The sequence below is a fragment of the Chryseobacterium phocaeense genome (genome assembly GCF_900169075.1).
Lineage (GTDB): Bacteria > Bacteroidota > Bacteroidia > Flavobacteriales > Weeksellaceae > Chryseobacterium > Chryseobacterium phocaeense.
Window position 1 is genome coordinate 1552136 of record NZ_LT827015.1, and the last position, 12517, is coordinate 1564652.

The 12517-nt window shown below is 42.0% G+C and carries 14 protein-coding genes; 11 read left to right on the plus strand and 3 right to left on the minus strand.

From position 1 onward, the window contains the following. Window positions 1-6 precede the first annotated feature (6 nt). The 7 genes from B7E04_RS13665 (at window position 7) to B7E04_RS13690 (ending at window position 6453) form a co-directional block, all read left to right on the plus strand. On the plus strand, window positions 7-393 hold the full coding sequence (locus B7E04_RS13665; protein ID WP_080779155.1) for a hypothetical protein: 387 nt from the start codon (window positions 7-9) through the stop codon (window positions 391-393). A 59-nt stretch (window positions 394-452) separates the two neighbouring features. Continuing rightward, window positions 453-2585, plus strand: coding sequence for a catalase (locus B7E04_RS13670; protein ID WP_080779156.1), 2133 nt, complete (start codon window positions 453-455; stop codon window positions 2583-2585). Between the two features lie 143 nt (window positions 2586-2728). Further along, the gene (locus tag B7E04_RS13675) at window positions 2729-3229 is read left to right on the plus strand and encodes a CinA family protein (protein WP_080779157.1); all 501 of its coding nucleotides are present in this window, start codon (window positions 2729-2731) and stop codon (window positions 3227-3229) included. A 5-nt stretch (window positions 3230-3234) separates the two neighbouring features. Beyond that, the gene (locus B7E04_RS13680; RefSeq protein ID WP_080779158.1) at window positions 3235-3981 is read left to right on the plus strand and encodes an SDR family oxidoreductase; all 747 of its coding nucleotides are present in this window, start codon (window positions 3235-3237) and stop codon (window positions 3979-3981) included. A gap of 26 nt (window positions 3982-4007) precedes the next feature. Further along, the gene (locus tag B7E04_RS22185) at window positions 4008-4178 is read left to right on the plus strand and encodes a hypothetical protein (protein ID WP_165439442.1); all 171 of its coding nucleotides are present in this window, start codon (window positions 4008-4010) and stop codon (window positions 4176-4178) included. 23 nt (window positions 4179-4201) lie between these two features. Beyond that, window positions 4202-5737, plus strand: coding sequence for an FAD-dependent oxidoreductase (locus B7E04_RS13685; protein ID WP_080779159.1), 1536 nt, complete (start codon window positions 4202-4204; stop codon window positions 5735-5737). Between the two features lie 59 nt (window positions 5738-5796). Beyond that, a complete protein-coding gene (locus B7E04_RS13690; RefSeq protein WP_080779160.1) occupies window positions 5797-6453 on the plus strand; it encodes a DUF6766 family protein in 657 nt (218 codons plus the stop codon). On the opposite strand, the gene B7E04_RS13695 is transcribed toward B7E04_RS13690, so the two are convergent. Further along, window positions 6450-7256, minus strand: coding sequence for a helix-turn-helix domain-containing protein (locus tag B7E04_RS13695; protein ID WP_080779161.1), 807 nt, complete (start codon window positions 7254-7256; stop codon window positions 6450-6452). The genes B7E04_RS13690 and B7E04_RS13695 overlap by 4 nt on opposite strands. A 67-nt stretch (window positions 7257-7323) precedes the next feature. On the opposite strand from B7E04_RS13695, the gene B7E04_RS13700 reads away from it, so the two are divergent. Next, window positions 7324-8469 (plus strand): Atu1372/SO_1960 family protein, encoded by a 1146-nt coding sequence (locus B7E04_RS13700; protein ID WP_080779162.1) that lies wholly within the window; start codon window positions 7324-7326, stop codon window positions 8467-8469. 187 nt (window positions 8470-8656) lie between these two features. On the opposite strand, the gene pdxR is transcribed toward B7E04_RS13700, so the two are convergent. Then, entirely contained in the window at window positions 8657-10090 is a 1434-nt protein-coding gene (pdxR, locus tag B7E04_RS13705) for a MocR-like pyridoxine biosynthesis transcription factor PdxR (RefSeq protein WP_080779163.1), read from the minus strand. 101 nt (window positions 10091-10191) lie between these two features. Here pdxR and B7E04_RS13710 point away from each other — a divergent pair, with 101 nt between their 5' ends. The 3 genes from B7E04_RS13710 (at window position 10192) to B7E04_RS13720 (ending at window position 11904) form a co-directional block, all read left to right on the plus strand. Continuing rightward, on the plus strand, window positions 10192-10647 hold the full coding sequence (locus B7E04_RS13710) for a cupin domain-containing protein (RefSeq protein WP_080779164.1): 456 nt from the start codon (window positions 10192-10194) through the stop codon (window positions 10645-10647). Between the two features lie 131 nt (window positions 10648-10778). Further along, window positions 10779-11660, plus strand: coding sequence for a dihydrodipicolinate synthase family protein (locus B7E04_RS13715; protein ID WP_080779165.1), 882 nt, complete (start codon window positions 10779-10781; stop codon window positions 11658-11660). A gap of 10 nt (window positions 11661-11670) precedes the next feature. Further along, window positions 11671-11904: a thioredoxin domain-containing protein gene (locus B7E04_RS13720; protein WP_080779166.1), complete on the plus strand. Its 234-nt coding sequence runs from the start codon at window positions 11671-11673 to the stop codon at window positions 11902-11904. Window positions 11905-11994: 90 nt separating this feature from the next. Here the strand turns inward: B7E04_RS13720 and B7E04_RS13725 are convergent, their stop codons facing one another. After that, a complete protein-coding gene (locus tag B7E04_RS13725; protein ID WP_080779167.1) occupies window positions 11995-12501 on the minus strand; it encodes a pyridoxamine 5'-phosphate oxidase family protein in 507 nt (168 codons plus the stop codon). Window positions 12502-12517 lie beyond the last annotated feature (16 nt).

Sequence of the window (12517 nt, forward strand, 5' to 3'; positions counted from 1 at the left end):
AAGAATATGATATTTGAAAATGACACTTTGAGACATTCCGCACTGAATGATAAAAACAATATGATAGAGAACGAATCTTTATTTCCAAGTGCTATCAATTCTTACGGAGTGACTGCTTTTCTGATCAAATCACTGGAAAAGATAAAAAACAATACCGCATGCGATATTCTGAAAAACGTAATTGATACTTACATTAATGAATATATTCTGCACATCCGCCAGTACCACACAGAAAGTACACTGCCTGCAGCAGGGATGGATGCCGAAATAAAAATTGAAAGTTCGTCTTTCACTTTATATGCCAAAACAGCCTATTATAAGGTATTAAAAGAAGAAGAATATCTTAATAAGCTCTTAAGCACCTTAGAGCAGGAACGAAATACTACCGGATAATTTCATAAAGATCTGTTTGACTTTTTTATCCTTCGCACCACACCAAAAAATAAATTGATATGAAAAATAAGAAACAAAATAAAAAGTTAGACCAGCTGGACACCCACAGTATTTCCAATGAAAATGAAAAGCTGACAACCAATCAGGGGCTGAAGATCAATAATAACCAGGACTCCCTCAAAACAGGAGACCGGGGACCTACACTATTGGAAGACTTCATTCTACGGGAGAAAATCACTCATTTCGACCATGAAAGAATTCCGGAAAGGGTAGTTCATGCAAGAGGTTCAGGTGCCCATGGTGTTTTTAAACTCTCTACAAGCCTTGCTGAATACACCAAAGCAAAATTTTTAACGGAACCGGGAAAAGAAACTCCTGTTTTTGTGCGATTTTCTACAGTAGCCGGAAGCCGGGGAAGCACAGACCTTGCCAGGGATGTCAGGGGATTTGCCGTTAAATTCTATACAGAAGAAGGAAATTATGACCTTGTGGCGAATAATATGCCTGTATTCTTTATTCAGGATGCCATCAAATTTCCTGATCTTATTCATGCCGTAAAACCCGAACCGGATCATGAAATGCCCCAGGCTGCATCAGCTCATGACACATTCTGGGATTTTATTTCACTGATGCCTGAAAGCATGCACATGATCATGTGGCTGATGAGTGACCGGGCTATTCCAAGAAGCCTCAGGATGATGGAAGGTTTCGGCGTGCATTCCTTTAAATTCATCAATGAGGAAGGAAGGGTACACTTTGTTAAATTCCATTTTAAACCAAAACTCGGTGTACATTCCGTTGCCTGGGACGAAGCTCAGAAAATTTCAGGGGTAGATCCTGATTTCCACAGAAGAGATCTTTGGGAAGCCATTGAAAATGGGGCTTTTCCTGAATGGGATTTCGGTGTGCAGTTGATCCCTGAAGAAGATGAACATAAGTTTGATTTTGACCTTCTGGACCCTACAAAAATTGTCCCTGAAGAGGAAGTTCCCGTACAGATCATAGGAACATTAACTTTAAATAGAAATCCGGATAATTTCTTTGCAGAAACCGAGCAGATTGCTTTTCACCCCGGACATATTATTCCGGGCATTGATTTCACCAACGATCCGCTCTTGCAGGGAAGATTATTTTCATATACCGATACCCAGCTTTCAAGACTGGGATCTCCCAACTTCCATGAAATCCCGATCAACAGATCGGTCAATTCCGTTCATAACAACCAGCGTGACGGTCATATGAGACAGCAGATCGTAAAAGGAAAAACAAGCTATGAACCGAACTCTCTGGGCGGAGGATGTCCTTTCCAGGCGATGATGTCAGAAGGTGGATTTGCTTCCCATCAGGAAAGGGTTTCCGGCGAGAAGATCAGAAAGAGAAGTCAGAGCTTTGTAGATCATTATTCACAGGCTAAGCTGTTTTATAACAGTCAGTCACTTCCTGAGCAGATCCACCTTCAGAATGCTTTAATATTTGAACTTTCGAAAGTTACTGTCCCGGAAATAAGGGAAAGACTGGTTGGGCAGCTCGTCTTCGTAGATAAAGATCTGGCCGCAAAAGTAGCCACAAAAATAGGTGTTCAGGTTAAAAAGCTTAAGCATCCCAATCAGAGCCTGCCTGCGGACAGCAATATCGAAGAACTTCAAAGTGAGGAAAGAGAGCCCAATACAAAAACTTCCGCGGCACTGAGTATGAAAAATACGGTTAAAGATAACATTAAAAGCCGGAAAATAGGGTTTATCATAGCCAATGGGGCCGATGGAAAAGCGATTAGCGGTTTAGCAACAAAACTTGAAACGGAGGGCGCAACAGTAGAACTCATTGCACCAAGCCTGGCTGCTGTAAAGACAGGTGACGGATCTTCCCTTATCCCCAAACACTCACTTACCAGTACCGCCAGTGTGTGTTTTGATGCTTTATACATCTGCGCAGGTGAAAAATCTGCCAAAGTGCTGATGTCTGAAGAAAATAAACACCGTGTTCTGAACTTTGTCAATGAAACTTATAAACACTGTAAAGCCCTATATTTTGGAGAAGGCACTGAAACAGTCTACAACAGCAGCAATGTCAGTATGAAAAAACATGAGGACCCGGCTGTCATCAACTGGGAAAATATCAAGCCTGAAAATGCATTTATAAAAGTTGTTGCCGGCCATAGGGTTTGGGAACTGGAACAGGAACGTAACACCTGATCATAAAAAAGACACCTTCACATCACACTAAATATTTAAAACTATGGCGGATCTGTTAAGAGGGCCTTGGGTTCCTGAATATTTCAGGTCCGCCATATAACGCAGAAATTTTTATATAACCAATCACTCAAAAATATCATATTATGGACTTTCAAAAGAACCTTCTCGAATATATAAGTCAGTCGCTGATGACTGCAGGTGAAACCATCTCTATAGCTGAAAGTGTAACCTCAGGATGCCTGCAACTGGCTTTTTCACAGATGCCGAATGCCTCCCTGTTTTATCACGGAGGTATCACCGCCTATACCTTACCCCAAAAAATAAAATTATTGAATGTAGACCGGCAGGAAGCTGAAGAATGCGACTGTGTATCCGAAAATATAGCAGAAACAATGGCCCTGAACGTAGCCAAAGTCTTTGATACGGATTGGTCTATTGCAACTACAGGCTACTGCACGCCGATCAGAAATTCGTCCTATAAAATCTTTGCCTTTTTTTCATTTTCTTATAAAGGTGAAATTATCCTGACCAAAAAACTTGAACTTCATCCCAAAACACAGGCCTTAAATGCGCAGTTGTACTATACGGAATTTATTCTGGGATGCTTTAAAAGTGAAATGAATCAGCTTTTGATCTTAAAGTAAATAAAATGGAGATATTATCAGGCAAATCACTTCTTATAACCGGAGCGGATAGCGGGATAGGTAAAGCAACAGCATTGCTTTTTGCAAGGGAAGGTGCTGATATAGCTATTATCTTTCATTCTGATGTTGAGGATGCTCAGAAAACCAAAAATGAAATTGAAAACCTGGGAAGAAAATGTATTATTTTCAAAGGGGATATCAATGATTACGGTTTTTGTGAGGAGACTGTGGAAAAAGTTACGGAAGAATTCGGCGGAATAGACATTCTTATCAATAATGCAGGAGTACAGTTTCCGGCGGAAAAAATTGAAGACCTGGAAGAGGAGAATATCCGCAAAACCTTTGATTCCAATATTATCGGCATGATCCTGCTGACAAAGGTTGTATTTCCTTATCTCAAAGAAGGAAGCAGCGTAATCAACACTACTTCGGCCACTGCTTACCAGGGGCATCCTGAGCTGCTGGACTATTCTGCAACCAAAGGTGCTATTGTATCATTCACAAGATCACTCGCCCTTCAGGCTAAACCCAAAGGAATACGGATCAATGCCGTTGCGCCGGGTCCTGTTGCGACTCCGCTTACCGAAGCAACATTTGGGGAAGAAAAAGAAGATCCGAATAAACCGCCTTTTGAAAGGAATGCAACCCCTGAAGAAATAGCGTCAACTTTTCTCTTTCTGGCCGGAAACGGGGCAGCACAGATTACCGGACAGGTCCTTCACCCGAACGGAGGCCTGATTGTTAATGGATAAATCAAACCACTAAAACTATAGAAATTATGAAAGCCACAGCATTGATTTTAGGAATTATAGGTGCATTTACTTTTACATCATGCAAATGTGATATTGAAGAAGACGAGCCGAAAAACAAATACAAAAACGCAGCACAAAGTAAAAGCAGGGGAACCGGACAGCCTGGTTCAGAAAGTGATACGCTTCAGATCAGATAAGTTTAATTCCAAATACCCAGATCATGTACAGAGACGGAGCAAGAAAAAGTATATGGCAGGAAGAAATAAGGAAATTCCCATCCGGTAAAGATCCACAGGCCTTATTTGATGTAGCCGTTGTTGGTGGTGGCATTACGGGTGTTTCTACCGCGTTGAAACTGCAGCTGTCCGGTAAAAAATGTATTATTCTGGAAGCCAATAATATTGCTTTTGGAGCGACGGGTGGAACTACGGCCCATCTTAATGATTTTTTCGATACTACATTCAACGAAGCCATCCGGGATTTCGGATCTGATGATGCGAGACTGTATGCCGGAGCAGGGCAAGAAGCCATCAGCATTATTGAAAATAATATCAGGGAGCTCGGAATTCACTGCGATTTCACCAGAAAATCGGCCTATCTGTTTGCACTTGATGAAGAGCAGGAAAAGACCCTGAAAGATATTGTAGAGGGTGCCTCAAAGGTTGGTCATGAAATGACGTACGTTAATGAAATTCCTTTTCCGGTTCCCTTTAAAGAAGCTGTGCATATTCCCAATCAGGGATATTTTCATCCGGTAAAATATGTGAATGGCCTCTGTGAAGCATTTCTGGAAGCAGGTGGAGTAATCCTTGAAGACTGCCTGTGTGAAAGCCATCGGGAACAGGACCAGCAGGTTATTTTAAAAACATCAAAAGGCGAGATCCAGGCAGGATGGGCAGTCTATGCCACCCATATCCCGCCCGGCATTAATTTGCTGCATTTTACCAATGCTCCCTACCGCAGTTATGCTGTAGCTTTCACTTTAAAGAACAATCATTATCCCTGGGAGCTGGGCTATGATCTTTGTGAACCTTACCATTACTACAGGATTCAGGAAATCAACGGAGAAAATCTGCTGATTGCAGGAGGTGAAGATCATAAGACAGGACATGCAGAAGATACCGGTGAATGTTTTTCGAGGCTTGAAAACTACGTGAGAAAGTACTTCAATGTAGAAACTGCCGTTTACAGCTGGTCCAGCCAGTATTACGAACCTGCAGACGGACTTCCCTACATCGGAAAACTGCCCGGAAGCCGCGGAAGGATCTTTACCGCCACAGGATTCAGGGGGAACGGGATGATATTCGGGACCTTATCTTCACAGATTATCAGTGATCTGATTATCAACGGCAGCAGCAGGTACGAAAAACTGTTCAGCCCTTCCAGGATAAAGCCCATCGCAGGATTTAAAGAATTGGTCAAAGAGGGAGCAGATGTAGTCTTTGATCTGGTAAAGGATAAACTTTTCATGGAAAAAATAGATTCCATGACAGAAATTAAAGAAGGAGAAGCCAAAACAGTGAAGTATGAAGGCGAAGCCTATGCTGTGTATAAAGAAACCGGTGGCAGAATGCACGTTGTAAAAAGCACATGTCCTCATGCATTGTGTGAAGTCCGCTGGAACAGTGCAGAACTCAGCTGGGATTGTCCGTGCCACGGTTCAAGGTTTGGGGTCAACGGAAAAATACTGACCGGCCCTACGGTGAAGAAACTTCAGCATGTCATCCAGACCTGGGATCCCAATCCCAACTCTTAAAGCCTCAAACTTTAAACTTAAACATTGAACTTCAAACTCTGAACTTTGAATTAACACCCATGTCTAAAAAAAGCTTTTTCTATCGTAACAGCCTGAGTATCGTCTTAATTCTGTTAATGCTTTCATGTCTTATCGGGCAGTTTTTTACAGGCTGGAAGACGGAAAATAAGGAACTGCAGGAAAATGGCGTTGCCTTATTGAGTCTTGGAGAATATATTCACAGCGGGCATTTCATACAGGCGACTTTTGAGAACTGGGAAAGTGAATTTCTCCAGATGATGCTGTACATCGTGTTAACGGTTTCCCTGAGGCAGAAAGGTTCAAGCGAATCTAAATCGCTGGAAGAAAAAGAAGACGTGGACAGGGATCCAAAACCACATCCGAAAGCCCCGTGGCCCGTAAGAAAAGGCGGAATCTGGCTTGCTGTTTATAAACATTCATTATCTCTTGCATTTGCGGTTTTGTTTCTGGCCAGCTTCGGAATGCATTTTTACGGAAGCCTGAAAGATTATAATGAGGAGCAATTGTCAAAAAATAAAGCTGCAGTAACCGCATTTCAGTACGCCTCTGACTCCAGGTTCTGGTTTGAATCTTTTCAAAACTGGCAGAGCGAATTTTTAGCGGTAGCTTCCATTGTAATCCTCTCAATATGGCTCCGTGAAAAAGGCTCCCCGGAATCCAAACCGGTGGATATGGCTCATGATGAAACGCCTTAAGCTGTTTTCCTTACCTTAGGCTTGGATTTCATGATCGCAAAATAAGAAGCTGTAAAAGCGGAAAGGCTTTGATATCCTGTCATGTAAGCGATCTGACTTAAAGTATACTGTCCGGTGTCGATCAGTTCGATGCTTTTCAGAATTCTTACCAGTTGATGATACTTTTGAAGGGTAATGCCGGTTTCATTTTTAAAAATTCTCTGAAGACTTCGGACTGACATTTTTGCTTTCTCAGCCAATAAATCAGTGTCCAGGCTATACTTAAAATTTGAATTAATATAAGTACAGACCGGAATAATTCTCACATCAGAAGGAACGGGAATTTCCAGATAACTGCTTTCCCTGCAGAAGTTCGGGAGACTCTTTAGAATGGCTTTAAAAAATAAATCCTGCTCCTCATCTTCCTGAATCAGCTGGTTCCATTTGGACGCATACAAAAGCATTTCTTTCAAAACAGGAGGAACGGCAAAAACCTGAACATCTTTATAAAAATCTTCCTCAAAAACCGTTTTAAACAGAAAGACCATTAAATTGACGGTCTTAGCTTCCGAAGTGATTCTGTGTGCTTTTCCCGAAGGAATCCAGATGACGTGATACTGCGGCACCAGATAGATCTTCCGGTCGATATGGAAATACTGGTATCCTTCTTCTACAAAAGTGAGCTGGGCACGGTGATGGGCATGTTCATGATCGTCATGTTTCCAGTTTTTTTCACACCATACATAGGCTTCTTTTTCGATAGTATCCACAAACCGGCTGTCCTTTTGTTGGGTCAAGCCACATTTTAAAGTGTCGTTCTGCATAGAATTTTTGGCAAATTTAATAAAAACGACAGTATTAATTTTGTAAAGTAATATTTATCCATTTAAAATGAAAAAACTAAGTACGGTTTTTGTATTAATCCTATTATTAAAAATCACCACCATCATGGCACAGGACAATAAAGCTAAAATATTGGTTCTCATCCATTCAGATAATGGAGGAACGTATGAACTGGCTAAAGAAATAGCATCAGGGATCGAAAGCAACAAGACAGCTTCAGCAGTGATTAAGCTCGTAGAAGAATCTCAAAATCCCAGATTGAAAAATATTCCCATAGCGACAGCAGATGAGCTTCCATCGTATGACGGAATTGCTTTCGGATCACCGGTTTATTTTGGAAATATCAGTACCGGAATGAGCAGATTCTTATCCAAAACGGTTGATTTATGGACGAATCACGCATTGGAAGGAATGCCCGCCACAGTTTTTATGTCAGCGGGAAGCGGAGCGGGTAAGGAACTGGCACTTCAGGCATTCTGGAATACATTAGCTGTTTACGGCATGGTGCTGGTATCCAATGGAATCAGGGGGACTGAAAACATTAATAAAGCAATTCCTCAGGGAAATTCAGTGTTGGGTGTAACAAGCATGGCTTCCCTCAAAGACGTGGAAAGACCTACCAAAGACGAGCGTGGGCTGGCAGAACTTCAGGGTAGAAATTTTGCAAAAACAGCAATTGCCCTGAAAGGAACATTTGCTAAAAAACAGAGCGTAGCAGCTACAGCACCGTCTTCTGAGGATATAGATCACATTCTGAAACAGAAAAAGATCGTGTTGCCGAAAGTTCCGCAGCCAGCCGGAAACTATAAGCCTTATGTACGTTCCGGAAACCTGGTATTTATCAATCAGGTGGCTTTAAAAGACGGTAAGATTTTAAATCCGGGAAAGCTGGGCGTTGACGTTAATGAAGAACAGGTAAAAGAGGCTACAAAAGCCACGATGCTTAATGTCATAGCTGTTTTAAAAGAAGCTGTGGATGGTGATCTGAACCGCGTAAAACAATGTGTGCAGTTAACCGGAATTTTCAATACCAAAGATGATTACACCAAACATGCCGACCTGATGAATACGGCATCTGACCTTGCAGTAGAAGTTTTTGGAGAAAAGGGAAAACATGCCAGAGCGACCTTCGGGGCATCATCGGTTCCGGTGAACTCGTCAGTTGAAATACAGGCTGTTTTTGAAGTAGAGTAAAGATTCTACTAATTATACACATCTGCCTAATCTGTTCAATTCGCTAGAAACATTGAATCTCACGCGGATTGAGCAGATTAGGCAGATTTTTTATTGCATACATTATATTCGATTCAATAGGAACGGTTTTAATCCATCCTAAAAATGAAAAATTCCTGAGCTTTAGCCAAAATCTAAATGAACATCCTTATTCTGTCAGTCGTAACACATCAGAAATCGTCTGTATACTTTCTTCCAGCAGCTCTTCGGAAAGAGAGCCGTAGCTTAACCTGAATCCGTTGATAGTTTTGTCATAACTGTACTGCTTCGGATGGATAATGTGGATGCTTTTCTCAATCAGCAGAGCAGTAACTTTATCCCAGTCTGATTTTTTTTTCGGAACAATCCAGAATGCAAGACCGCCTTCCGGAACAGCAAAATCAACAATGTCTTTCAAATGTTTTTCCAAAAGACTGAAAACAAAATCCCTTTTGTTTTTATAATGAACCGTCGCTTTTTTAATATGCTTTTTAACAGCTCCATCCTTGATCAGCTGCAAAACGGCCTGTTCCATAATCACATCTCCCTGAACATCAATTATCTTCCTTAAATCTCCGATCTTTTGAATGAATTCGGGATCTTTGGAAGCAAGGTAACCGATTCTCAGTGCCGGAGCGACCACTTTACTCAGGGTGCCAATATAAACATAGTTTTGAAGTTCATTAAAGCTGGAAACCGGAAGGATAGGGCGGTAACCAAAATGGAATTCATTATCATAGTCGTCTTCAATAATAGTAATCCCGTACTGATTGGAAAGTTCAATGAGTTCGAGTCTTCGGGCAAGGCTTAAGGTAACCGTGGTAGGATACTGTCTGTGCGGAGTAATATATAAAGCTTTAATATTTTTATGCTGGGTTAAAAGCCTTTTGATATCTTCTACCCGGATCCCTTCATCATCTACCGTAACGGGAAGAAGCTCTGCGCCTGCGTATTCAAAAGCTTTCCATGCGGGCTTATAGCCTGGATTTTCTACAATAATTGCGTCTCCGGCTTTGAGCAGACATTGAGCCGTCAGAAACATGGCCATCTGGCTTCCTCGGGTAATTGAAATTTCATGTTCGTTAATGTGCATGCCTCTCTGGTGATTCAGCATCTTTGCGATGGTTTTCCTGAATTCAGTATCTCCGTGCTCATTTCCGTAACCCATCATCTGCCATCTGGCTTTCCGGTTGAATATCTGGCGGTATGCTCTGGCCAGTTCAGTTACGGGTGCTATTTTACTGTCCGGATGACCATCATCAAAATTAATGGTTGGCTTGTGAAGTATCGGCAGGCTTTCTTCAGTCTCCGGATTTCTGTTGTCCAGTTTTTCCTGCAGGACAGGAAGCTTTTCCGATACAAATATGCCTTTTCTTTCCCTGGAGATCACCCATTCTTCATTAAGGAGCACCTGATAGGCTTCTACAACGGTGTTTCTGTTGATTTTCAGCATCATTGCCAGGTTTCTGCTTCCCGGAAGTGCGTCGCCGGTCTTAAGCCTTCCGGAACGTATATCCGCGATAAAAGTGTCCGCAATCTGCAGATAGACCGCTTTTTCAAGCGTTTTATCTATTTCAAGTTCTAATTTCCAAGGTCGGAGCATCTGGACTACCAATTAATGTGAAAACTGAATCATTTAACCAGTCCAAATATAAGATAATTTTGTCATGCAATAGAGCAATAACAATTAAAATTTAAAGCATCATGGACAAGAAAGATTTCAGTTCAAAAGATTTTCACGAAACATTTGCCAGACCAAAGTATGTGAAACCCAGTCATCTGATTCATAAAAACGTTGAAAATGCCGGTGTTCACAATCAGTTTTCAACAGAAAGAAAGCACCCGGTTTTCTTCGTGGATCTTCCCAGCAAAAATGTAAGCATGACAATCGGAGGACTTACTCCGGGACAACAAACCAACAGACACCGCCACACCTATGAAACCGTATTATACGTGATCGAAGGAAAAGGATGGACAGAAGTAGAAGACGAGAGAGTATACTGGGAAGCTGGAGATGCCGTTTACATTCCTTCATGGGCATGGCACAAGCACCAGAACCTCAGCGATACGGAACCGGCAAAATACCTGGCCTGCGAAAATGCACCGCAGCTGCAGAACCTTGGAGTTGCCCTGAGAGAGGAAGAGGGAAGAGACCTTTAGAGTTCAAGGGGGTCAAGGTTCAAAGTTCAAAGTTTAAAGTTGAATATGAAACGAATTTTCGATATTCCCTAATCCCTAATCCCTAATCCCTAATCCCTGAACTCTATCACATTAATTTAAAACCTATAAAAATGAAAAATGTTCCATTCAAAGGGATAATTGCGTACCCTATTACCCCTTTTGACCAGAATGAAAAAGTAGATATTCCTCTGTTTAAAAAGCTCGTGGAAAGGCTGATTGTTTCAGGAAGCCACGGAATAGCGCCGCTGGGAAGCACAGGTGTGATGCCTTATTTATCAGATGATGAAAAGGAAGCGATCACCGAAGCATCCATCCAGCAGACCAACGGCAGGATTCCGACACTGGTAGGGGTATCCAATCTTACCACGGAAAAAACAATCCACCACGCCCGGTTTGCAGAAAAGGCAGGAGCAGATGCGGTGATGATCATTCCCATGAGCTACTGGAAGCTGACAGATGATGAAATCGTGGGCCATTATGATGCGGTAGCCGGCAAAATTTCAATCCCGATCATGGCTTATAACAATCCGGCAACCAGCGGGGTAGATATGTCGCCGGCCCTTCTGAAAAGGCTTCTTGAAATCCCGAATGTCACTATGATCAAGGAAAGCACGGGAGATATCCAGCGGATGCATTACCTGAGAAAAGAGCTTGGTGAGGAAACCGCTTTCTACAACGGTTCCAACCCTCTGGCATTAGCTGCCTTTACTGCCGGAGCGAGAGGATGGTGTACTGCCGCTCCTAACCTGATTCCAGAACTGAACGTGGATCTGTATAAAGCAGTGGAAACAGGAGATCTGGAAAAAGCAAAGGATGTTTTCTACAGGCAGTTTGATCTGTTGAAATTTATTGTCAGTAAAGGTTTGCCCAGAGCAGTCAAAGCAGGCCTGAATATTTTAGGGGAAGATGGTGGGAATCTAAGAAGCCCTTTAAAGCCTTTAACTGAAAAAGAAACACAAGAACTAAAACATATTCTTACAAATCTTAATTAATTTAAATCTTATGAAAAAACCAGTTTTTTATCACGCAGGATGTTCCGTATGTGTAAGTGCAGAACATGATATCATTAACCTTATTGGTGCAGACAACGTAGAAATTGTGCACCTTGGAAATGACAGAAGTAAAATTGAAGAAGCAGAAAGGGCAGGAGTAAAATCTGTACCGGCACTGGTAACCCCTAATGGAAATGTTCTGCATATCAATTTTGGAGCATCTATGGAGGATGTAAAGAAATAAAAAAACTCTCTGGCGGTTGAGGCATCTGAAGCCGCCAGAGAGTTTTTATGTTGTAAAAAGGCACTTCCGATTCCGGAAGCGCCTTTTGTTTTATACGGTGGCATTACCTTCCACTCCGTCGGCATTGTTGGTTTTAATACCTGTGAGCGCTGAAGCCACAAAACTGAATAAACTGACCAGTTTTCCCGCTTTGGTATCCCAGTAATAGGTTTCTTTGGGTTCTACGCGGATAATGGTGACATCCGGATCATCTTTTCCGTCAAACCATGCTTTGGCCATGGGCGACCATTTTTCTTCAATGGTAGCTTTATCTTTGTAAACAGAGGCCTCGCCGTACACGGAAAGGTATTGGGAGTCACTGTTGTTCATAAAGAAAAGCTGAACCCTTCGGTCTTCTTTTATTTCAAAATTCTTGTTGCTGGTTCCGCTGCTGATGAACCATAGATTCCCGCTGTCGTCCGTTTCCTGCAGCGTCATAGGACGGGAATTTACCGGAACCGTCTCAAGTTCCGTACAAAACATACATATTCTTGCGTTTTGGGAGAGTTCCTGGATTTTTTTAATGGCTTCGATGTGGGTTAAATTCTGTGTTGACATAATATTATATTTTATG